Source organism: Embleya sp. NPDC056575, assembly GCF_042793325.1.
Taxonomy (GTDB): domain Bacteria; phylum Actinomycetota; class Actinomycetes; order Streptomycetales; family Streptomycetaceae; genus Embleya.
In genome coordinates, this window is sequence record NZ_JBHTVA010000041.1 from 76,668 (window position 1) to 99,245 (window position 22,578).

At 68.9% G+C, this 22,578-nt stretch carries 15 protein-coding genes and 1 pseudogene; 6 read left to right on the forward strand and 10 right to left on the reverse strand.

Annotated elements, in window-relative coordinates; translation table 11 throughout:
* Positions 1–705: an SDR family NAD(P)-dependent oxidoreductase gene (locus ACFRCG_RS29485; RefSeq protein WP_380036979.1), complete on the reverse strand. Its 705-nt coding sequence runs from the start codon at positions 703–705 to the stop codon at positions 1–3.
* Positions 706–1,021: 316 nt separating this feature from the next.
* Between ACFRCG_RS29485 and ACFRCG_RS29490 the strand changes: the two genes are divergently transcribed.
* A complete protein-coding gene (locus ACFRCG_RS29490; RefSeq protein WP_380036981.1) occupies positions 1,022–2,611 on the forward strand; it encodes an ABC transporter substrate-binding protein in 1,590 nt (529 codons plus the stop codon).
* A 60-nt stretch (positions 2,612–2,671) separates the two neighbouring features.
* Here ACFRCG_RS29490 and ACFRCG_RS29495 read toward each other — a convergent pair whose 3' ends face one another.
* The 4 genes from ACFRCG_RS29495 to ACFRCG_RS29510 all read right to left on the reverse strand — a co-directional run bounded on the left by ACFRCG_RS29495 (position 2,672) and on the right by ACFRCG_RS29510 (position 8,700).
* Positions 2,672–4,138 (reverse strand): APC family permease, encoded by a 1,467-nt coding sequence (locus tag ACFRCG_RS29495; RefSeq protein ID WP_380036983.1) that lies wholly within the window; start codon positions 4,136–4,138, stop codon positions 2,672–2,674.
* A gap of 26 nt (positions 4,139–4,164) precedes the next feature.
* Positions 4,165–5,376 (reverse strand): M24 family metallopeptidase, encoded by a 1,212-nt coding sequence (locus ACFRCG_RS29500; RefSeq protein ID WP_380036985.1) that lies wholly within the window; start codon positions 5,374–5,376, stop codon positions 4,165–4,167.
* Between the two features lie 546 nt (positions 5,377–5,922).
* Positions 5,923–7,149 carry a M24 family metallopeptidase gene (locus tag ACFRCG_RS29505; RefSeq protein ID WP_380036987.1) on the reverse strand — a complete coding sequence of 409 codons (1,227 nt, stop codon included), beginning with the start codon at positions 7,147–7,149 and terminating at the stop codon, positions 5,923–5,925.
* Between the two features lie 153 nt (positions 7,150–7,302).
* On the reverse strand, positions 7,303–8,700 hold the full coding sequence (locus ACFRCG_RS29510) for an aspartate aminotransferase family protein (protein WP_380036989.1): 1,398 nt from the start codon (positions 8,698–8,700) through the stop codon (positions 7,303–7,305).
* Between the two features lie 1,326 nt (positions 8,701–10,026).
* Between ACFRCG_RS29510 and ACFRCG_RS29515 the strand changes: the two genes are divergently transcribed.
* From ACFRCG_RS29515 to ACFRCG_RS29525, 3 genes are all read left to right on the forward strand, one after another.
* Entirely contained in the window at positions 10,027–12,126 is a 2,100-nt protein-coding gene (locus ACFRCG_RS29515; RefSeq protein ID WP_380036991.1) for a PQQ-binding-like beta-propeller repeat protein, read from the forward strand.
* A gap of 223 nt (positions 12,127–12,349) precedes the next feature.
* Positions 12,350–12,493, forward strand: a complete 144-nt coding sequence (locus ACFRCG_RS29520) for a hypothetical protein (RefSeq protein ID WP_380036993.1) — start codon at positions 12,350–12,352, stop codon at positions 12,491–12,493.
* Positions 12,494–14,564: 2,071 nt separating this feature from the next.
* Entirely contained in the window at positions 14,565–15,083 is a 519-nt protein-coding gene (locus ACFRCG_RS29525; protein ID WP_380036995.1) for a hypothetical protein, read from the forward strand.
* 911 nt (positions 15,084–15,994) lie between these two features.
* On the opposite strand, the gene ACFRCG_RS29530 is transcribed toward ACFRCG_RS29525, so the two are convergent.
* From ACFRCG_RS29530 to ACFRCG_RS29540, 3 genes are all read right to left on the reverse strand, one after another.
* The gene (locus tag ACFRCG_RS29530; RefSeq protein ID WP_380036997.1) at positions 15,995–17,077 is read right to left on the reverse strand and encodes a protein kinase family protein; all 1,083 of its coding nucleotides are present in this window, start codon (positions 17,075–17,077) and stop codon (positions 15,995–15,997) included.
* 127 nt (positions 17,078–17,204) lie between these two features.
* Complete coding sequence (locus ACFRCG_RS29535) at positions 17,205–17,846, reverse strand: hypothetical protein (protein ID WP_380036999.1); 642 nt, start codon at positions 17,844–17,846, stop codon at positions 17,205–17,207.
* A 302-nt stretch (positions 17,847–18,148) separates the two neighbouring features.
* Positions 18,149–19,045, reverse strand: coding sequence for a hypothetical protein (locus tag ACFRCG_RS29540; protein WP_380037001.1), 897 nt, complete (start codon positions 19,043–19,045; stop codon positions 18,149–18,151).
* Positions 19,046–19,494: 449 nt separating this feature from the next.
* Here ACFRCG_RS29540 and ACFRCG_RS29545 point away from each other — a divergent pair, with 449 nt between their 5' ends.
* On the forward strand, positions 19,495–20,058 hold the full coding sequence (locus ACFRCG_RS29545; protein ID WP_380037003.1) for a hypothetical protein: 564 nt from the start codon (positions 19,495–19,497) through the stop codon (positions 20,056–20,058).
* Positions 20,059–20,298: 240 nt separating this feature from the next.
* Here ACFRCG_RS29545 and ACFRCG_RS29550 read toward each other — a convergent pair whose 3' ends face one another.
* Positions 20,299–20,883 (reverse strand): TetR/AcrR family transcriptional regulator, encoded by a 585-nt coding sequence (locus ACFRCG_RS29550; protein WP_380037005.1) that lies wholly within the window; start codon positions 20,881–20,883, stop codon positions 20,299–20,301.
* An 85-nt stretch (positions 20,884–20,968) separates the two neighbouring features.
* Here ACFRCG_RS29550 and ACFRCG_RS29555 point away from each other — a divergent pair, with 85 nt between their 5' ends.
* The gene (locus tag ACFRCG_RS29555) at positions 20,969–21,982 is read left to right on the forward strand and encodes a saccharopine dehydrogenase (protein ID WP_380037007.1); all 1,014 of its coding nucleotides are present in this window, start codon (positions 20,969–20,971) and stop codon (positions 21,980–21,982) included.
* A gap of 61 nt (positions 21,983–22,043) precedes the next feature.
* Here ACFRCG_RS29555 and ACFRCG_RS29560 read toward each other — a convergent pair.
* Positions 22,044–22,251 (reverse strand): annotated as a pseudogene (locus ACFRCG_RS29560) (DUF1330 domain-containing protein); the annotation flags it as partial.
* Between the last annotated feature and the right edge of the window lie 327 nt (positions 22,252–22,578).

Consider the following 22,578-nt stretch of genomic DNA (forward strand, 5'->3'; position numbering starts at 1 on the left):
TCAGCGGGCACTGTGCCCTCCGTCCACCACGAGCGAGGTGCCATGGACATAGGAGGATGCGTCGCTGCCCAGGAAGTGGATCGCCTCGGCGATCTCGGCCGGTTGACCGGTACGGCCCAGCAGGCCGTATGTGGTGCGCAGTTCCGGCTTGGCGTCGAGGGTCTCCAGACCCATGGCGGTCGCGGTCAGGCCGGGACACACGGCGTTGATCCGAATGCCCTTGTGGCCGTAGTCGATCGCGATGCCGCGCACGAGGCCCATCAGCGCCGACTTGGTCATCGTGTAGACCACATTCGAGCCGAAGCCGATGAATGCCCCGACGGATGCGGTGACCACGACGGTGCCGCCGCCGTCCTCGATCATCGTCGGAAGGAATACGCGGCAGGTCTTGGTGATGCCATCGACATTCACGGCGAAGAGCCGGTCGTAGTCCTCCTCCGATGTGTCGAGCAGCCCGCCGGCGACATTGATTCCGGCATTCGCGACCAGGGTGCTCACCGAGCCGAAGCTCTCGCGGACCTGCGCAGCGGCCTCGCGTAGTGCCGCCTGGTCGGTGACATCGACCTCGTGGAAACTGGTAAAAACGTCGTCGCCCGGGTCTTTCAGATCCCATCCGACGACGCGATATCCATGGCCGGCGAATGCGTGAGCGGTGGCCAATCCGATGCCGCCGGCCGCTCCGGTAATCACCACAAGACGGTCCACGTCCTCCCCCTCTCAACGGCCTCCAACGTAGGGCGACGAGGTGCGGGGAATCTTCAGCCAAAGGCAAGAAACCAGGCGCGCAAAGCTTCTGGTCTTTGTCTGAAGACCTGTTCTCGCCCGCTGCCTAGCGTGTTGATGCGACAGATTCGGCACGCGGCCACACCGCGAACTCTCTGGCCCGAGGCGCAACATGGAGATCGCACGCAAGCAGGTTCCGACCGTCGCCACGGTGCCGCCGATCGGAGCAGGGAGCCTGCCCGTCGTCGAGGGCGAACTCGTGGTCTCGGCGGCCGACGAGGGCCCTGCGGGCGCCCGCATGAGCGGACCCGACGAACTCGTCGGCTACGCGCGTGGCTTCCTGCGGACTGCCCGCGACGACGTGCGCTTCCTCTGGCGTATCGGTGACTCGTGGCTCGCCGTGCGGATCGAGCGCCGTGCGCGACCGGAGCCGCAGCCCGACGAGGCGGTGCTCTCCTGGGCCCCCACTGAGCTGCCCGGCGGCGTGACCGCGCGCGAGATCGACATCCTGACGCTGCTGGCGATCGGCCTCACCAATGGCCAGATCGCAGAGCGCCTCGGCACCAGCACGCGCACCGTGTCCACCCAGGTGGAGCGGCTCCTGTTCAAGGTGGGGCAGAGCCGGCGCGGCGGACTGGCTGCTCTCGCCGTGGACGCGGGCCTGTTGCGGCTGCCCGTCCCGGGCGGCGCCACCGACCTGACCTCGATCGGTCCGGTCGAGGTCGAGCAGCGGTCCAGCCGCTCAGCGCATCAGGATCGCGGGCCCGATAGGTCGGTGATCGTGGCCTTCCCCGGCAGGCGCCCCTTCCGGATGGGCACCATCGCCGCGTCGTACGGCTCCCTCACCACTGACGGAGTCGAGGCGGCCCGCGGCTCGGCAATCGCGGTCGAGGAGATCAACGCCCGTGGCGGGATCGGGGGCCGCACGGTGCAGCATGTGGTCGTCGACGTCGACATCCTCGACCCCGCGTCGGTGCACACTGGCATGGCAGCGCTGATCGACCAGCGCGTCGATGCCCTCATGGCGACGAACCTGAGCGCGGACAACCCTTTCGACTTGGACCAAGTCGCCGCGTACGGGCGCCCGTTCGTGCACCTGGCGCCCTGTGTTCCCGAGGACCGCAAGGTCGGCACCGGCCCGGCGCACTTGTGGAATGTCCTTCGCGCCCACCCGACCGAGAACCACCACGGCCGCGGCTTGACGAGCCTCTTCGCGAACCTGGCGATGCGCTCGGACCCGGCGCCCGGAAGTGGCCGGATCGTCCTCATCGAAACCGAGGCGCTGCGGGCACACACGACGGCCACGGCCTTCCTCGAATCCGCGGCCAACGCGGGATGGGAACTCGGCGAGCTGATCCAGGTGCCGCCCCACGCGCCGGACTGGCGCGAGGTCGTCGCCCGCGTCGACGCGATGGACCCGAGCGCGGTCGTGATCACGCATCTGGTGACCCGCACCAGCGTCGAGCTGCGGCGCGTCCTGCGGGCCGGTGACTCGCACCCCCACGTCTACTATCTGCACGCGGCGTCGGTGCCGAGCCGCCCCGGCCTCGACGACATCGCCGAAACGGTGCTCTGGTCGACCGATCCCGCATGCTCCGACGACCCGCTCGCCCGGGACTTCCACAAGCGCTACCGGCGCCGCTTCGGCGAGGAGCCCGTGTGGCCCATCGCCACCACTGCCTACGACCAGGTGCACCTGGTCGCAAGTGCGTGGGCGGCAACGGGAACCCGTGACCCGCTGCGCGTCGCCCGGTTCCTGCGGCACACGGTCCATAGTGGCCTGGGCGGCGCCTGCCTCCTGGGCGCGCCGGCGCTCACCACCAACGCGAGCGCTCGATCCTTCGACCCCGCCTGGGCCGCGGGTCACCGGAGCGCCGGGCTCGGATGACGAATTCGTGCCGCGGCGCCGGGGCTCCCCTGCGCCGCGGTACGACGGTTTCTTCACCCGTCAGCTTCCCCCGAGTTGTGCGTACACCTCGGGACGCCGCTTCTTGATCACGTGAGCAAAAAGGAATCCGGCGACGAACAACGCGTACAGCCCGGCGATCAGAGCATTTCCGACGGCCTGGCCGACCGGGAGGAGAACGGTGATATTCGTCAGCCCCAGATAGAGGACGACGCTCAGCCCGACCAAGGCGAGGACCGGAGCGATCAGCCGTCGCCAGACGCTGAACCTCTGAACCATCGGAGGACGGTTCAGGTAGACCAGCACGGCGATGTTCGTGAGCACGAAGAGGAAGAACAGAGCGTAGGAGAAGATTCCGGCGAGTTGCGCGTAGAACTGGTTCGCGTCGACACCGACCAGTGCCGCGACGACCACCCCCACCATGAGTGCCGTACCGGTCGCGATGGAGGCGCGGTGCGGCGAGTGATGAACCGGATGCGGCGTTCCGAGTGATTTGGGCAGTACTCCTTCCGCGGCCAGTCGGAACACGTACCGGGACAGCACGTTGTACAGGGCAAGGGATGCGGCTACGACGCTCGTATTGAGTAGGACCGAGGTCGCGTCGACGGTCGCGAGGCCGGCGAATCTGCGCATGGTGTCCTGGACCGAGCCGCTCGGGTCCGCCGCCGCTGCGGCCTTGGCCCCGCTCTCCCCCAGACCTTCGACCGTCACCCAGGTGGTCAACGCGTAGAAGATTCCGACGCCCACAATGAACAGGTAGGTGGCTCGCGGAATACTACGGTCCGGATCCTTGACCTCGTGCCGGAATACCACGGTTGCTTCGAAGCCGCCGTACATCATGGCGGCAAACAGCAGCGCGACGCCCAAGGACCCGGAAAAGGCAACGTCGGGATGAAGGAAGTTGGCACTGAGCCCGTGAGCGCCACCCTTCACAACCACCATGGTGTCGTAGACGCCGACGATCACGAGCTCGGCTGCCAACAGGATCGCAAGGACCTTCGCCGACACGTCGATCCGGAAGTACCCGAGCACGCCACAGAACAGCAGGAGCGGTATGGCGTACCACCACCACGGTTCCTGGGACCAACCGAAACGATCGGAAAGGCCGTTGACCGATAGGCCGAAGAACGAGAAGTTGGATACCGAGATCACGAAGTATCCGGCAATGGCGACGAATGCCGCTCCCATCCCCGCGCGCCGGCCGAGGCCGGCCGCCACGAATGAATAGAAGCCGCCGGGTTGTTTGACGCCGCTGGACATCGCCACGAATCCGAGCGCAAAGAGCATGAGAACCGCGCCACCGAGGATGAAGGCCATCGGGGCGCCGACTCCGTTCCCGTAGCCGATGACGATCGGCTGGTACGCCACGGCACCGATGAGCGGCCCGTTGTAGGCCAGCAGCGTGAATAGCAGGTGCGGAACGCCAAGGCTTCCGCGAAGGCGCCCGTCGGCCGCCTCCTCGGTCACCTCGGGCAAGTCCTGCGCCATACTGGTCGAGTCGATGCTCATAACACTCCTCCTCATCGAGCGATCGGTTATCGGATGACCAGCTCGCGCAGCGCTCCCGGAGTGAGCACCTCGCACCCGTTCTCGGTCACGGTGACGGTCTCGCTGAAGCCGACGCCGTGCCGGCCCCCGGTGAAGATGCAGATCGGCAGGTGGAAGGTCATGCCCGGCCGCAACTCGCGCTCGGCTTCCAGGGCGATGTAGGTCGGCGACTCTGTCCACGTCGGCTGCATACCGAGTCCGACAGAGTAGCCGTAGACCTCGTGCCACCAGACCTCGTCCCACACCGGCCGCAGGCCCTTCCGGGCGACCTGGGCGATATCGTCGCCGGTGCGCCCCGGGCCGATGTTCTCGATCAGCAGGTTCAGCGTCTCCAGGCTCGCGTCGGCCAGGCGGCGCACCAGCGGCGACGGCGTGCCGATGACCGCGGCCCGCTGGGTCGGTGCGTTGTAGCGGTTGTACGTGCCCGTGTACTCGAGGAAGACCGTGTCGCCGTCCTGCAGTGTCGTGCGCTTGAAGGGCATGTGCGGGCCGAGCCCGGCACGATGGCCCGCCATGCACATGCCGTCGATCGACAGCAGTTCACTGCCTCCCGCGATCATCGCGTGATAGCCGGCGGCCACGATCTCGTTGTCGGTGGCGCCGACGCGCGTCGCCTCGAAGGAGGCCTCGATTCCCAACCAGGTCAGCTTTCCCGCGCTTCGCATGTAGTCCAGCTCCGCCGGGGTCTTGACGACCCGCTCGTCGAGCACCAACTCGGTGGTGTCAACGAAGGTCGCCTTCGGCAGCCGCCCCTTGAGCGTCAGATAGCTCCTGGTGTCGTAGGCGCCGATCGCAAAAGTGTCGGGGTAGCCCATCTCCACGCCGATGGTCTTGCGGTCGTAACCGCGATCGAGCAGCACATCGGCGAGCTGGTCGGCCGTCGTGGTGTCGTTCTGCGTGTCATAGACACAGATGTCCTCGACGATCGAGTTATGCATCACGCACGGCACCTCCAGCTCCGCCGTGTGCGTGGCCGGCTTCCCCTCCAGAGGAAGCAGACCGACGCCGTAACACGACGGCATGGTGCTGTCGTAGCCTGTCAGGTAGGTCCAGTTCGAGGTGTTGGAGACGATCAAGAGGTCGATGTCGCGAGCGCGCATCCGCTCGCGCACCGCTGCGATCCGACGCTCGTACTCGGCTACCGGGAAAGGCAGCTCCGGCTTGAGTCCGGCTTGCCGCAACCGCTCTTCGAATTTCATTCTGCAGGTCCTTTCGAATGTCATGGGGTCGAGACGACGGCTGCTGGTCGGCCGGTATCTCGCAGTTCTCCGGCAGCAGACCGCCCGGGCCACGAGATGGCTCGACGTCGGAGGTTCCACAGATGCTAGGTACGGCGTGTGACCTCGGCCATCAGACAAACGCAAGAACATCGATTCGGGGCGCTGTACCAACGGATGGAAAAATCCAGGCACGCCATGACGCGACGATCGCCTTCCGGAAAAGGCGAGGGCCCAGGCGCGGCGAGCTGCCTATGCCTGGGCCCATGGCCCTGCTGTTCTCTGGTGACGCCCCTACGCCGCAGGAATGCAGCCGAGGAAGATCGGCCGAACCTCCGGATACCGGTCGGGCCGAGCCAAGACAACCGTCATCGGCAGCGCGCCTGGTTCGGACTGGATCGAGTGTGGGTTCGCCGCGTTGCATGACGCAGCACCGGGTTCTCAGGTACGTATTCGCTCCGGTAACCCGTCCCCCACGGATAGCGGGCACGTGTGTCCCGCCACGGCGTCCCACATCAGGGCGGGGGCTCAGCGCAGCAGCAGTTCCCTGCCGGTGCCGAGGGTAAGCAGGTCACAACCACTGTCGGTCACGACAATGCTCTCGCTGAAGCCGACCCCCTCGCCGCCAGGCACCCACGGGTTGATCGCGAGGTGGAAAGTCATCCCGGGTTCGAGCACCCGCTCACCACCGATCTCGATGTAGACCGCGTTCTCGGTCCACGACGGTTGGAAGCCCATGCCGATCGAATAGCCGTAGCCGCCGTGGAAGAAGGCGTCGGGAACCTTCTTCCAGACGGGGGCCGCGAGCCGGGCGATGTCGTCGCCGCTGCGACCGGGTTTGATCTCCGCGAACAGGATGTCGAGCACCTCCAGCGTCGCGTCGGTCAGCGCCTGCACGCGCGCCGAGGGCTTGCCGACCACCGCCGTACGCATGATTGGCGCGCTGTAGCGCCAGACGGTGCCGGTCATCTCCAGGAAAACCGGGTCGCCGGCCTTCAGGATGTTGTCGCGGTAGGGCAGATGCGGCATCAGGCCGGTGCGCGCCCCGCTCGCGACGATCGGGTCGATCGACATCGCATTGCTGCCTGCTTTCGTCGCGAAGGCATAGGCCTCCGCCGCCACCGCGTTCTCACTCACTCCGAGGCCGGCGACCCGCAGCGCGGCCAGGGCTGCCTCGGTGCTGATCCGACCGGCCGCGCGCATCTTCGCGAGCTCCGCGTCCGACTTGATCAGCCTCAGTTCCAACACCTGCTCGGCGACGTCGACGATCGACAGCATGGGCAGCGACTCGCGCAGTTCCTGATAGGTCGCCACGTCCACGCCGCTGGGGCCGAAGTTGTCGGGACTGGAGAGCTCCATGCCGATCCGGGCCGAAGCCAGCCCGCGCGACTTCAGGAGCCGGGTGAGAGCGCCGCCCGCGCTGCCGACATCCGTCCAGGGGAAGACCACGAGGTCCTCGACGATGCTGTGACGCAAGATGGTGCCGACCTCTGGGTCGGCACACTGTACGACCAGGTCACCGTCGACAGTGATCAGCGCCGCGAGGTAGGTCGGTGGCATGCAGGTGTCGGCACCGGTGAGGTAGCCGATCGTGGGCGTCGTGGTCAGCAGCAGAGCATCCAGGCCGAGATCGCCGGCGGTCTCGATGGCGCGGGCGATCCGCCCCTCGAACTCCTCACGCGGAAAGGCCAGTTCCTTCTCCACGCCCTGCTCGCGCAGCATGCTGTAGACATACGACTCGTACTCATGCGGCATGTGAACGCCTTCCTCGTCTCGATCAGTTGATGCAGCACACGCCGGCCGGCGAAGAGACCCTGAGCCGCCCGGCGGTGGCCTGTGACCATGCACATCGGGTCCCTGCTCCTGCAAGACGTTGAAGGTCCGCGGCCTCTGAGTCCTCGATGGGTCTCAGAGGCGTGCATAGGCCTCGCTCAGCACCGAGCGGAGGATCTGCTCCATCTCGTCGAACTGCTCCTGGCCACAGATCAGCGGCGGCGCGACCTGGACGACCGGGTCGCCGCGGCCATCGGCGCGGCAGTACAGGCCCGCCTCCAGCAGCCGGCGAGACACGAAATCGAGCATCTCCAGCTCGGTCTCGTTGTCCTTGAAACGGCCCTTGTTCTCCTTGTCCGGCACCAGTTCGATGCCGTAGAAGTACCCCTCGCCGCGAACGTCGCCGACGATCGATAGATCCATCAGCTTCTCCAACGTCCCGCGGAAGGCGTTCTCGTTGGCCCGCACGTGCTCGTTGACGCCCTCGCGCTCGAAGATGTCGAGATTGGCCAGGGCCATCGCCGTCGCGACCGGGTGCCCGCCGAAGGTGTAACCGTGCAGGAACGTGTTGTCGCCCTTGCCGAAGGGCTCAAAGACCTTCTCGCTCACGATCGTGGCGCCGAGCGGTGCGTAGCCGGAGGTGATTCCCTTGGCGCAGGTGATCATGTCGGGCTCATAGCCGTAGCGCTCCGCGCCGAACATGTGGCCCAGACGGCCAAAGGCGCAGATCACCTCGTCACTGATCATCAGCACGTCGTACTCGTCGCAGATTTCGCGCACGCGTTCGAAATAGCCCGGTGGCGGCGGGAAGCAACCGCCGGAGTTCTGCACCGGCTCCAGGATGACGGCCGCCACGGTGTCGGCGCCCTCGTTCTCGATCGCCACCGCTATCTGGTCGGCGGCCCAGCGGCCGAAGGCCTTGACGTCGTCGTCGTGGATCGGAGCGCGGTAGAAGTTCGTGTTCGGTACCCGGAAGGTACTCGGCACCAGCGGCTCGTAGGGCGCCTTGATGCCCGCCAGTCCGGTGATCGACAGCGCGCCGTGGCTGGTGCCGTGGTACGCGATCGAGCGCGAGATGATCTTGTGCTTGGTCGGGCGGCCGGTCAGCTTGTAGTACTGCTTGGCCAACTTCCAAGCACTCTCGACCGCCTCGCCTCCACCGGTGGTGAAGAAGACCCGGTTCAGGTCGCCCGGCGCGTAGCCGGCGACGCGCTCGGCCAACTCGATGGCGCTGGGGTGCGCGAACGACCAGATCGGCATGTAGCCAAGCTGTTTGGTCTGCCGCGCCGCTGCCTCGGCGAACTCGATACGGCCGTGGCCCACCTGGTTCGCGTACAGCCCGGCGAGAGCGTCGAGATAGCGCTTGCCCGTGGAGTCCCATACATAAGCGCCTTCTCCGCGCACCATGATCGGCACGTCTTTGGCGTCGTACGCCGACATCTTGGTGAAGTGCATCCAGAGGTGCTTGCGCGCGGCTGCTTGCATCGCACGGTGGTCGAAGGACGCGCCGCTGCTGGTTTCGAGCTGACTCATGGCTGCATGAGATCACGCCGCGCGGAGGCCGCGCATACGTCATTTGACGGACGCGGCAGCCGCTGTACGTGGGCGTTTCCGCAGGTCCGAGGAAGACGTTCCACAGCCGGCGGTACGGCAACGGGCGATCGAAGCCGCAGGAATGGTGGCCGCGGGTCGCGTCTGTCGGCGGACGTGGCAAGGTCCGCGTCTGAAACTGACGATCATCGTTGGCATCCGGTCGCCCGCTACTACGGAGATCCACATGCCGAAGTCCAACCCCATCGCCCCGCCACTCGACCATGAGGCCAAGCGGCGTGTGGCAGTCATACGCCACGTCGAGGAGGTCTCCGGAACCGCCTGGAGAACACCGACGAGCCCGAGGATCACACGCGGCACGAAACACCCGTGCTGAGCATCGACGATCGGATCGTCGTGGAACCGGCGGACATCGAACACGGGACACCTGACCTCCCCCGGCCCGAACGGCACCGGCCTGCCGCTGCGGTGGGTCGTGATCGGCGCCGTCGCCGGGGTCTTGGGACTGTACGTGGGCGCTGCGGAGGGCCGCGGGATCGGCGTGACCGTCGCGATAGCCGCCGCGCTGCCGCACTCCCTCGTCCCGTGACAGGGCCCGTGCCGACCCGGGGGCTACCGGAGGCCGCAGGTGGCCTCGTCGCCTGCGGGGTGTTCGGACGGCAGGGAGCCGGCCGGGGTCGTCGGCCACGGCGGGAACGGCGTCGGTGACGGTGGTCGCGAGGGGGCGGCCGGCCGCCTGCAGGTTGCGGGCCTGCGCCGCGCCGGGGCGGCCCGGGGTGGGGTGGTGGTGCCGGGCGTCGGCGTCGGCCTCCAGGAAGCCCTCGATGACCCATCCCGCGGTGGTCGCGAAGCTGCAGCGCGCGGCGGTCAAGACCTGGGTCCAGCGGGGCCGGGGGCGTTCAGAGAGGACGGCCATACCCCACGTGTCGGGGGTCGGATCTCGCGTCACGACGGCGTCGAGCGCCCGCAGGGCGATCGCGTCCGGGTGCCGGGGCGTACCGGCCCGGATGCCGGAGGCGTTCGGGCCTTCCTCGAGAGAGCGGCGTCACCGTCGGTGATTCGACGATCGGGGTGTCGGTCACGGGCGGCGGCGGCGCCCCGCCAAGGCAGTGCGGGAGGCCCACGCCCGAGGGCCCACCAGCCGATTACGCCATGTGCCGCGCGAAGTTGGGTATCGTCCAAGGCGTCCGGCGCCCCGCGCCGAGCGCGTGCCCCGGTTCGCGACCCCGCACCGCGCGTGGATCGTTCGGGGGCAGGCATCGACCGGGCGATCGAACAGCGGGGCACCGCAGACATGTTCGGGGGCGGATGGTGACGCGGATTCTGGCCGGTCGGTACGACCTGGTCCGGCTTGTCGGGCGCGGCGGCATGGGGGAGGTGTGGGAGGGCAGGGACCGGGTGATCGATCGGCGGGTCGCGGTCAAGATGCTGGTGCACGACGTCCGAGATACCTCGGGGTCAGCGCAGTTCCTCCGGGAGGCTCGGACGGCCGGCGGCCTGAACCATCCCGGTGTGGTCACCGTGTACGACGCGGGCCAGGATCCGGACGCGGGCACACTGTTCCTGGTCATGGAGTTCCTCACCGGACGTGACCTGGCGAAGGTCCTCGTCGAGGACGGACTGCCGTCCGTCGCGACCACCGTGGGCTGGGCCATGCGTGCGGCCGCCGCGTTGGCGGCGGCGCACGACGCGGGCGTGGTGCACCGCGACCTCAAGCCCGCCAACCTCATGCTCACCGAGGGCGGCGACGTCAAGGTGCTCGACTTCGGCATCGCCCGCCACGTCGAGAGCACCCACCGCTCCAGCACCGTCATGGGGACTTTGGCCTACATGCCGCCCGAGCGGTTCGACGAACAACCCGGCGACGCCCGCTCGGACCTGTACTCCCTCGGGTGCGTCCTGCACGAACTGCTCACCGGACACATACCGTTCGACGCCACCGGCCCGGTGGCCATGATGAACGCCCACCTGCGCCGTACCCCGCAATCGCCCGGGTCCTTGCGCGATGGCGTCCCCGCCGAACTCGACGACCTCGTCCTGGCCCTGCTTGCAAAGGATCCCGCTCATCGCCCCGCCTCCGCCGCCGAAGTCGGCGACCGGCTGGCCCGGATCGTCGCGAGCCCGGCACCCATGTCCGGCGGATCCGATGCCGAAGGCCGGGACACACAGGGCGGTTTCCGCGAGACGCCTGCCCTCCGGGCCTCCGCACAGACTCTGACAGCCCCCAACGCCCGAGCCGCCCGAGCGGCGCCCGGGACCGATACCCCCGGATCAGAGCGGGACACTCCCACCGGCACGGACGCGGATCTCTCACCTCACGACCACGCGAATCGGCGCAGATTTTTGTGGCTTGCCGCAGCGGGCGCCGCGGCGGTGTCCGGGGTCGGGATCACCGGAGCGCTCCTCCGCGGCAACGACGACCCGACCGCGAAGAGGGCTCGCAACCCCCAGACGTGGCGGTTTCGAACCGGCCATATCGTCTTCGCCGGGGCGGCGGTGGCGAACGGCGTGGTGTACGTCGCCGGAGACGACAACGTGTACGCCCTGGACGCGGCGACCGGGGCGAAGAAGTGGTCCCACGCCACCACACGCCCCGTCGACCGGTCCCCGACGGTGATCGACGGCGTGGTGTATGTCTGTGACGACGGCACGACCGTGTACGCCCTGGACGCGGTCGGCGGGGCGCAGAGGTGGACCGCCTCGACGGACGGGTCGCTCACCTCGGCGGTGGTGGCGGCGGACGATGTGGTGTACGTCGGCGATCTGGGACGTGTGTACGCCTTCCGTGCGGCTACGGGGAGCACGAAGTGGTCCACTCTCGTGATCTCCGGCGTCGCCATGCATCCGGCGGCGGCAGGCGACCTGGTGTACGTCAGCACCGGTTTCGACGGCTACGTGGTCGCCTTGGACGCGGGGAGTGGGACCAGGCAGTGGTCCTCTCGCGTCGACAGGCCGCTGTCGTCGCCACTGGTGGCGAACGGCGTGGTGTACGTCGCCGGAGACGACGGCATGGTGCACGCCTTCGACGCGGCGGCCGGATCGAAGAAGTGGTCGGTCGCGGCCGGCCGCGGCCAGTGCACGGCACCGGCGGTGGCGGGTGGGCTGGTGTATGTCGGCAGCGCCGACAACAACGTGTACGCCCTGGACACGATTTCCGGGGCCCAGAGGTGGTCCGTGACCACCGATGCCCCGGTCGAAACGTCGCTGACGGTGGTCGACGGTGTCGTGTATGTCGGCAACCGTCGCGGCATGTTCGCCCTCGACGCCGCCACCGGGGCGGGGAGGTGGTCCCACCCTCACGGTTCGGGTTTTCTTTCACCGACGGTGGTGGGCGGTGTGGTGTACGTCGGCAGCAGCGACCGCAGCGTGTATGCCCTCGACGCGGCCACCGGGGAAGGCCCCGACTGATATCCGCGTTCGGCGCCCACTCTCGGGGCGACGAATACCGGCGGGTTCCCGTGCTCGACAAACGCGTCGCGGCCGACGGCGGATCGATGCCCTCCGAACGACGCCGACGCTGCATGGGAACGCCTGGGCCGTCACCTCGGGTTCCAGAGTGTGCGTCCCGAGATGGTGTACTGCACCGGTCCGGACAACCTGTGGGTTCTGAGCAACACATTGCACGCCGTTCGTGGAACTCAAGACCGGCTGCGAGACGGACATCATCACCGAGAAAGACCTGAATCCGCTCGGCGGCAGCGTGCGGTGGAACCGGGGTACCACCCGACGTGAAGCAATTGCCGGTGATCGTTCACCCGAGCCGCCGAGCCCATGAGAAGGCGATCCCGATGAAGAGCATGTGGGTGGTCACTCCCGACAGACTCGACGCGCTCAAGAAGGCGACGACCCCATACGCCGTCGCGCGGAGCGACGGCATCGGTCGGTGGGGCCCGCCGTGCAGGAGGAGTTGACCCACCACAGACTCACCGCGACACACCTGTTCACCACCTACGCGGAGAACGCACGTCCCTGGACGTGACGCTCGTCGACTCCCGAGCGGCCTGCCTCGACCACACGTTGGGTCCGGGGCAGGTTCGTCGGGGCCTGCCGGGATTCGGGTCGGCTCCGGAACGGGTCAACCGGGTCGTCGTTGCCCTCACGCACCCGATCCGGAGGGCAGCGGGCGGCGGCTGCCGTGAGGGCGATTCGTCGCCTCGGTCGCGGAAGGTCGCGGTCAGGGTGCCGGTGAGCCCTCGTCCCGCCTCCGCCGCCGCCTTCACCTCGGCGGCGCGTTCCGCCTCGCGTCGACGCCGGGTCACCCAGGGGTCCTCCTGGTCGGGTCCGGGCAAGGGCACCTCGATCGCGTTCTCGAACACACCGAACCGCTTGCGCCACCCCGCGATGTACTCCGCGCCGATGCCCGACAGGTCGAGAAGCAGCCCCGGCGCGCCTGACATCGGTGTCGTGATGCGTGTCCAACGCGCCGGGGACGGCGTTTTGACCCGGTCGGTATTCGTCGCCCGGGAATGGGCACCCCGATGCTCGGACGCATCCGAGAGCCGCATCCCCGACGAGGAATGGCGCAGCTTCTCCTGAGCGCACGCAGAGCTCCCACGCGGGCACCCGCCGAGGCGGGCCGGGCACGGGAGCGAATTCACCCGACACGGCGCGCCGTTCCCGGCCGCGGACCGGGTTCCTCGAGGATCGGCGCGCCCGGTCGTCGCCCGTGCGGGGGCGACGCGGGGCGTCGGGGCGTGTTCCGGAGCCGGTGCTTCCCCGGTTCTCGGGTCGTGGGCCGGGGTGTGCGTCAGACCGGGTCGGGTTCGGGGGTGTCGATCGAGAGGGCGCGTCGCGTGGGGACGGAAGCCGAGGACGGTGTCGATGTGGTGCCCGGATGGGGCACGGCAACCCCCGCCGGACTGTTGGAGGTCGGGGATGCCGTGCGGGAGGCGGCCGCGACACCGGCCGTGCTGTGCGTCACCGGGGGTACCGGGAGTCGGCAAGACCGCCGTCGCCGCCGCGCTGCGCGCACCGCAACGTGAACGGGGCCGGGACGCGGCGTGGTTGACGTTCCGCTCCCGCCCCACGATGGCGGGCGTGCGGGAGGCGCTGTGGGGGGCGATTGTGGCCCGGGCGGGTGGTCCCGCGGTCGCAGATCGACTTCGAACACGGCGTCACCCCGCGCGTTCGAACACACCCCGCGCACCCTGATCGTCGACCACGCCGACGTCCTGCCGAAGGACGCGCTGGAGTATTTCGCGGCCCTGGCCGAGAACCCGGACGTCGACCCCGCCCTGATCGTCGTCGGCTCCCCCGCCTGGGGCATGACGCTGCCGAAACGGGCCCCGAACCTGCACTCCCACACCTACCGCCGCGTGCGGTTGGAGCCCTTGACGGACGCCGAGGCCGTCACCGTCGAGCGGAGCCGGTGCCGGTGCCGGTGCCGGTGCCGGACCATCGTCCGCCGCTGCCTGCGGGAGGTCGGCCGTGGGGGGACATCCGCGGTGCGCCTGGTGGCGTTGTCGTGCGGGCTGTGCCGCGTGGGGGCCATCGGCGGCCCGGTCGGCCGGGCCCGGGTCGAGGTCGGGCCTTGCGGAGTTGCCGCGTTGCCCTGTCGGGCGGCGGGGTCGACGCGGCCGCCTCCTCCGCGGGCCGCCGAGACCCGCGAGCCGTACGGATCGTTCGAACCGGTGACCCTCCACGCCGGTGACACGCCCGGGCGGAACGCACCGTCCCATCCGGCTGATTGGGCTCGGCCAAGGACCGTCGCCGGCCGGAAGCCGCTTCCGATCCGTGCCGGGTGATCGGCAGTGGGTCCGGCCGCGTATCGGGGTTGTCGGCCGACGCTTCCAGGCCGCGTTCGTCGCGATTGCGGACCGCGGTCGGTGAATCATCGGAGTGAGAACGTGAGCGTGTCCTTCTTCTGGCGACGTGCCTCGGCCGAGGCGGTCTCGTCTTCGGCTCCGCGGGAGTTGCCGGCACTCGTCCCGTACTGGGATCAACAACCCGAACTCTGGAGGGCGGGCCTGGTCACCGGGGTGGAGTTCCACTGCTCGGTGCTGGACCGGGTGCTCGTGGAGTATTGCCCCGGGCAGGTTTCGACCGAACTCGTCGTCCATGGCGGTGAGCCGCGCACGGACCTGTGGACCAGCCCCGAGGGCGAGGTGCAGGAATACACCGTCGTCACGACCCTCACCCCCGAAGAGGTCACCGCGGCGGCCGGGACTCTGAGCAGCGCGCCGTACCAGGCCTGGCTCTCCGCGAACCCGCGGCGCATGACCGCGTTGGTGGAGGAACTCGAGTTCTCCACGCCCTGGCACGACGACTGGCAGCGGAAGGTCGTCCACGACCTGGTGAACCTCACGGACTTCCATCGCGCGGCGGCGGATACCGCCGACGCGATGATCGAGTACCTGAGCTGCTGAGAACCCTTCCGAGTGGGCGAACACTCCGGCGATCACGTCCGCGGTGATCGGCGTCAGGTAGATCTCGGTGGTGCTGAGGTGCGCGTGCCCGAGCACCCATTGCACGTCGGTGAGCGACATCTGCGGATCGCGGGCCATCCGATAGGCGGCGGCTCAACCAGACGAATGCGTCGGGAGAGACCGGGAGTTGGTGGATCGCCCGGGTGCCCTTTCGCACCACGGTGACCAGTTGTCGACCCGCGTCGGCGTCGCCGTATCCGGCCCCGGGCAGTTCCGACGCCCGCGCGCCGGACGACACCCAGAAGGCGACCAGGGCCCGATCGCGGTGCGAGCGCAGGCGGGCGAACAGGTCGTTGAACTTCTCGTCCGGGATGCAGCGCGGCACCCGTTGAACTGGCCGCGGCCGATACAACCCCGAGCGTTCGTTGCGATAGAGATCCATGGGATTGTGATGGGCGTGAGCGCGTGAACCTCGTCTGGCCAGGGGAAGTCCCAGCGCATGCCGACCGCCCACAGGAAGCGGAACCAGCGCAGCAGATCCATGCCGTACGACCTCTGGGTCGTCGCGGGTCGACCGATCGCCTGAAGGTCTCTCAGGAACATGGCCACCGGCGTTCGAGCTGGGCATGAACAGCCGCCTCGATCTGGACCTGTCCATCCGGGCGACGATGCCCGACGCGCACCGCAGGGGGAGGCGGCCGGAGCCCCGGCGTGACCCCTTGAAGGGGGTCGGCCATGGGGACCAGTGGAAGAGTCAGTATCGGTGAGAACGGTCATGGGCTTGGCCGGCAGTGCTTGCGCGCCAGTTTCGGCTGGGGTTCGGCAATGCGGAGGGCTGCGATCAGGCGGAGGGCGAGCACCTGGAGCGGGTGAGGCGGGGCCGACTCGCCGGGGACGGTGTCGGGCGTGTTTCAGCTCGGGGTTGTGATGCCGGCGCCCAGTTGCCGCTCGATCTCCGCGGTCGGGAACGGCGTCTGCTTGCTCTCGGTGAAAAGACGGTGGAAGAAGGAGTCCACGATGACGGTAGGGCGTGCGTGCCGGTCGATGATGGCCGTGATCGCGGGTGGGACGTCGCCAGGGCGCCGGCCCGAGATCCAGTCGTGCAGGAAGGCTTTCCGTTCCGTGTCACCGCGCACGCCGTCGAGCAAGTGGTACTGGAGCAGGTGGCTCGCGGTGTAGCAGCGGTCGTACGCGAGGTGGTCCGAGAGGAAGCTGGACTCGCCCGACGAAAGGTCGAAGCGGGAGCTCAGGGCAAGTCCGAAGTCGGCGAAGTAGAGCCGGCGGCCGTCGGTCAGGATGTTGTCGAAGTGAGCATCGAAGTGGACAAGTCCGCGAGAACTCATGAAGGCAGCTCCGTCCATAAGAGCTTTCTCCACCCACTGGACGGGCAAGCCGTCCCCGCCTTCCGACACGGCGGCTTTGCGGTGGTCGGCCAGCCATTCGGCGAGTGTGTGCGGCACGTGCTCCAAGAAGACCACCAGGCTGCACGAGGACCGGCCGATGGCCTCCAGCCGGTGACGAACGGCGGGTGATCCCTCCCAGTGGGCGACGGCCCCCTCCAGGCCCCCGAAGTCGTCGGTGAATCCTTCGGGAGGCGAGTCGGGCAGAACCCGCCAGTGGTACATCAGGGGGAATCCCGCGTACTCGTCGCCCAGAACCCAGTTCGTGGTCATGGTGTGCACGGCAAGCTCCCGCCAGGCACCGAACCCGGCCGAGCCCACCCCGTACTGGTAGAACATCGGCAGGTCGAAGACGTTCGCGGTCGATCGCGCGTTCTCCGGGCGCAATTCGATGTCCGTCAAAGGGATCCGCTTGACGAAGACGCGCGTTCCATTGATGTCCAGCTCCGCCGACCTGCCGCCGATGCCCGACCCGAGCGGGGTGGCGGCTGCCACGGCCTCCCCGAGCCGGTGGTCGCTCAGCAACGAGAGCTGAGTGCTCACGGTCCCGTAGGCGGCAAGCCGAGCTGCGTACGTGGCGTCGGGGTGGCGCATCAACGGCTCCTCGGTGCCCCGAACCAAGGGCGTGCTCGACGGCCCGGCACTTTCAAGGGGTCACCGTGCGGTGTGCTCAGAGCTCCGCTTCGGCGTGTCGACGACGACGCGTCCCGACCTTTTTCGATCACGGCGTCGGCGGAGGCTTGGGATGGCCGGTTGCCGTTGTGTTTGCGACAATGTCGCCCGATGTCTCGATGACGTCGAGGAAGTGTCGGAAGACCGGCCATGGCAGCGTCCATGCACCGTGGGCCGTGAACGTCGCCTGATCGGCCGCCGTGGCAACGAACGGACTCTCCGCCGGCCGAGCACCGGGAATTTGTACCTTGATGCAGTTGTTCTCTGACGTCTCGGGGGCGACCTCATACAGCTCGCAACACCAGGAGTCCCGGTCCCCGATGTGGAACGAGTTCACCTCGAATCGCCGGTCGGCGAACTGCCATTCGTTGGTGGACGAGGTCAGGGTGCCGATGTCCGAGGTTGCCTCGTGCCCGTGGGTAACGTCGCCGGAGCCCTCGATCAGATCCACGAAGCGGAGGAGGACCGGCCATGGGGTCCGTCCATCGTGGATCACCGTCCGGACGTGCTCGGCCTGCTTCGGGGTGAAGGGACCGTCGTCCGGCGTGGCGTCGGGAATGATCACGACGAGGTACGGTCCTGTCCCGGGCGCGCCGGAGATGCCTGCCAACTCGTACCGCCAGGCGTCGTCCGGCAGGCTGTAGCCCGAATCCACCTCATAGAGGAGGCCGTCGTGAGCCCAGACGTTCATGAGGGCATGATGCCAGGAGGCAGCGGCTGTCCGGGCACTTCGGCGGCCCCGCGTTCGCCCGGAGCCGGCGCCATGCGGAGTTCCCGGTTCTCCGCCTCCGAGCGGCGGATGCGCGCGGTGGCGGTTTCCAGGCGCCGCAACGGCGAGATGCCGAAGGCGCGTTGCCGGTCGGGTGGGATCGCTGCCGACGGCGGGCCGGGGTGACGTCGAGGACCTGAACTCCCGAAGCTGTCACCAAGCGACAAGTAGCTCTGCGTCGTCGAACACCGTGCCTCCAGGCGCGTTGCGCTCGTTGCGTCCCGTCAGGCAGATGGCTCGGCACCGTAGTAGCCGTGGCACATCCGGAACCTCATAGCGTCGGTGCCGTCCGCTCGAATGTGTCCGAGCAGCATCGACCGCAGTGGCTCGGGCAGGCGCGTGCCGTGGGCTTCGGTCCATTCGTGAGACGCGAAGAGTTCGGCCGTGCCGTCGAGTTGGGCCGGACTCGGCGAGCGGGCGGTGAGCGCGGCCAGGATGAGGTCGGGGTCCTCGGCCGGCAGCAGCTGCTCGACCACCCTGTCGTACCACGTCAGGCCGCCGGCGGACTCCCTGGCAGGCACCCCCGCCCATGCCGGCAGCACGAGGATCCGCTCGATCCTGTCGGGATAGGCGACTCGGACGAGCGCGCCGAGGCGGGCCTCGGCGTCCCGAAGGCGACCTGACCAGGCCGCCGAGTCTCGCCCCGGCGGCTCGGAGACGTCCCTGGCAGCGTCGCGCAGCCCGGCGGGCGCGGCCTGGAGCCGGCGCTGCCGCCGCTGCGCTTCCGCAGCCCGTTGCGCGGCAAGCATCGCCTGGACCTTACGAGATCCGGTCAGACCTCGCTCCGCGAGCCACTCGGTGAGCGCCGGGCCATCCCGCAGATCGGCATCGCAGTCACCGAGCCCTCGAAGACCGGACTGGTGGTGCGGCGTCCAGCAGGCGATCGGCTCGCCCTCGCCGTCGTGAACCATGACCGTCGGCCGGCCACGGCACCGGTCGCCGGTGCCGCCGTCCACAATGGCCGGCAGCCGGGCCAAGTCCGCGATCTCGGCACCGGTCACCACGGTCCGCGCCACACTGACGGAGTCCACCTCGTCAGGCGACCCCTCGGCGATCACGACGCGCCCAGCACGGCTCAGTACGTCGCGCAGGCGAGCTGTCGTCGGCACGCCCTCATCCATGCCGGTCGTTCATCGGGCCCGACGTCGCGGGTGGTGGCGGGGGTGGTTCCGGTCCAGGCCCAGCGCAGGGCGGCGGCGAGGGCGTGGCGTTCGTCGGCGGGGTGAGACGGATGTGAACCTCGGGCCGGGCCCGCAAACGCCTGCGCCGGCAATTCGCCCAGGACGGACCGGAGGAGACACGCACCCGCGGGCCGGTCTACATCGGGATCACCAACTCGACTCCCCACAGCGGGACCCACGACGACGCCCGGCCGCTCGATCGCCTCCTCCGCACGCCGGACACCGACAACCGACAAGGACGCCCGCTGAACCCGGTCGACTCCGAGCGGTTCCCTTCCGCGGGGCCCTCTGCGGAAGGCTCTGCGGTCGGCGTCGCCCGGGACCGGCCGCGGCTCGTCCACACCCGTCCGGCCTTGTGGGCGCCCGGCGGGTCCTGGCAGGTTGGGGGCGTGATCCTGTCGTTCGTGCGCGAGGGGCGTGCCGGTTCGGTGGAGGCGACCGTCGAGCGGGTCGAGGATCCCGCCGCGGTCGGACAGACCGCCGAGGCCCTGGGCTTCCCCTGTCTGACCGCCCGCGTCACCCACCCCGGTCGCGGCTACGGTGCCATGTTCGGCTGGGTCCAGCTCGTGTGCTCCAGCGACGACGCGTCGGGCGGCGCGGTGTTCGGAATGGACCCGTTCGTACTCTTCCCCGATTCCCGGTCGCCCTACTGCTACTTCGGCCCGGCCCCGACCCTGTTCGACTCCCCCGCCAGACTCGACCGCGCGCCGATGTCCTGGCTCGCCCACACCTTCCTGGCCTGGACCCCGATCGCCGAGACCATCCAACGCCACGTCGTCCCGCTCGTCGGCTTCGCCTGGGGCTTCGACATCGACACCACCGGGAACATCACGATCCACGGGCCCACGCCGCTGCCCGACACCGCCTGGAACGGCCACCTCCCCCTCCTGCGCACACACCACCGCGCGTGGACCTTCGCCCCACAACCCACCACGCGAGACCGGAACACATAGCGCGCGACAGCGCCCTGCTCTGGGTACGGCCGGCACTCGGATTCCTCGGCCACCGAACCATCCCCACCCCAGCCAAGGACCGGAGCGGCACTTTCGTTGCCGCACACCCGGGCATGCTCAAACCAACCTGCGAAACCCCCAGGCCAGACCCCACCGAGCCCACACGGACGGCCACGAAGCATTCCCAACCAACCCGCAACACCCCGGGTCACACACCAACCACCACTACGAAGTCACAACTCACGACCCGGCCTCGAGTCCGCCCATGATCAGGCCGGTCAGCGTGTCTACCACTTCTTCCGCCGAGGCCCGTCCGCGGTTCAGTTCGGTGGCGAGCGCCTCGGCCGCGCCCAATACGCCGGCACAGCACAGCCGGAGGGCGTCGGGCTCGAGGTGTGTGTACGGCCGCAGCGCGGCGGCCATCAGGTCCGTGTAGTTGTCGGCCGTGTCCTGTCCGCCCGTCTCCATGTCCGGATAGGCCTTCAACGCCGCGGAGACGGCGTTGAGTTCCGGCATGTCGGTGGCGCAGGCGAAGTACGCGGCGCCGATGACGCGGGCGACCTCCTCGGCGACGGGCGCTGCGTCCCGCAGTGCCCGGGTGACCGAGGCCCGGTGGCGTTCGTCGAGGCGCCGGTGGAGCGCGAGCAGCAGGCCGGGGCGGGTGCCGAAGTGGTCGTACACGATCGGCCTGCTGACGCCCGCGGCCTCGGCGAGGGTGACCAGCGTGAGCCCGTCGGCGCCCCGGGTGCGCACGATCGCCGCAGCGGTGTCGAGCAACTGTTCCCGCCTGGCCTGCTTGGACAGGCGGGTCGGTGTGGTCGCCATGGTCCTCCCTTGCCGTCTCCTTCCAGGCTATGCTACAAAACGTAGGTTACAAAATGTAGGTTAGCTGCTGCGAAGGAGACTCACCATGGGACGGTCCGACTCGGTTCTGATCCTGGGCGGTTCGGGGCAGGCGGGCGCGGGCGCCGCCGCCGTGCTGCGCCGATGGCACCCGGAACTGCCCCTGTCGATCGCGGGCCGCGACCTCGGCCGCGCGCGGCGGGTCGCCGACGAACTCGGCGCGGCCACGGCCGTGACCGTCGACCTGCGGCGCGGGGATCTGGGCCTGCCGACCGACGGAGGATGTCTGGCGGTCGTCGCCGCGCTGTGGGACAACCGATTGCAGGGGCTGCGGTTCGCGCAGGAGCGCGGGTTGCCCTACCTGAGCATCTCCAGCGGCCTGGTGGACATCGCACCGGAGATCGTCGCGAGCGCCCAACGGCCGGGCGATGCACCGGTTTTGGTAGCGAGTCACTTCTGCGCGGGAATCGGTGTTCTGGCGACGCTGTACGCCACCAGGGAGTTCGAACGGATCGACACGATCCGGATCGGTGCCGTCCTGGACGAGTCGGACAGCGGCGGCCCCGCGGGGCTGGCGGATCTGGAGCGTTGGTCCATCGCCACCTCGGCCGGACTGGTACGCCGTGACGGCGTGTTCACGTGGGTCGCCGAACCCGATGCACGGACGGATGTACCGGGTACCGACGGGATCCTCGTGCCCGGCCGGAGCATTGCCATCCTCGACGTGCCGAGTCTCGCCCTGGCGACGGGAGCGCCGAACGTCCGCTTCGACCTCGCCATCGGCGAGTCCGCGCGTCGGCGACGCGGCGGCCCCGCCTCCGTCGAGATCCGGATCGACGTCGAGGGAACCGGCCCGGGAGGGCAACCGCGCGGCCTGCACCGCTACCTCGTCCATCCGGAAGGGCAACGACCGCTGACCGCACTGGGCATCGCCCTCGGTGTCGAGCGACTGCTCGGGCTGCGCGGCGAAGCCGTACCGCCGGGCGTCCACACCCCCGAGGCGCTGGTCGACGCGTCCTACGCGGCCGAGCGTCTGGAAGAAATCGGCGCCGAGTTCGTCGACGCGCCCGGCGACGAATGAACGCCTGCCACCGCGGTGACGGATGCTCGGCGATGGCCGGTCTCGCCGGACAGTCGATGCCTTCGATGCCTTCGATGATGCGGAAGTCGCGCTCGTAGCCGTCGGGGAGGGCCGGCGGTGCCACCCGGTATGTCTCGCTCTCGTATGCCGCGACGGCCTGTTCACGGCTGTCGAACTCGATCGGAACGGCGCGTTGCGTGATTCCCGGCCTCGTGGGCGACCACCCGAGCGCCGACGGACAGGGTGCGCCCGCCCCCGGCCCGGACGGCCGGACTCGTCCGACCTCGAATCGACGCACGTTATAGAGCCAGGCTCAGGGTCGAACGACGAGCCCAGGCATGGCAATGGAGGCGGGAACGCGAGGAGTGGTGGCCAAGCATCGCACGCACCCCGCACATCCGACAGGGCCACACATGACCCACGCTCCGTCCACCGCTTCGACGACCTGTCGCACATGTCCGCCACCGGCCCCCACCGCCTGTGCCCGCGCTGCGGCACCGCGAGCACGCAGCGTCGAGGCCCAGCGCGGCAATGTGGCCGGCCTTGTCGATACGCCGATCGAAAACCGTCGAACGCGGCGGCGGCCGGGGCCCGGC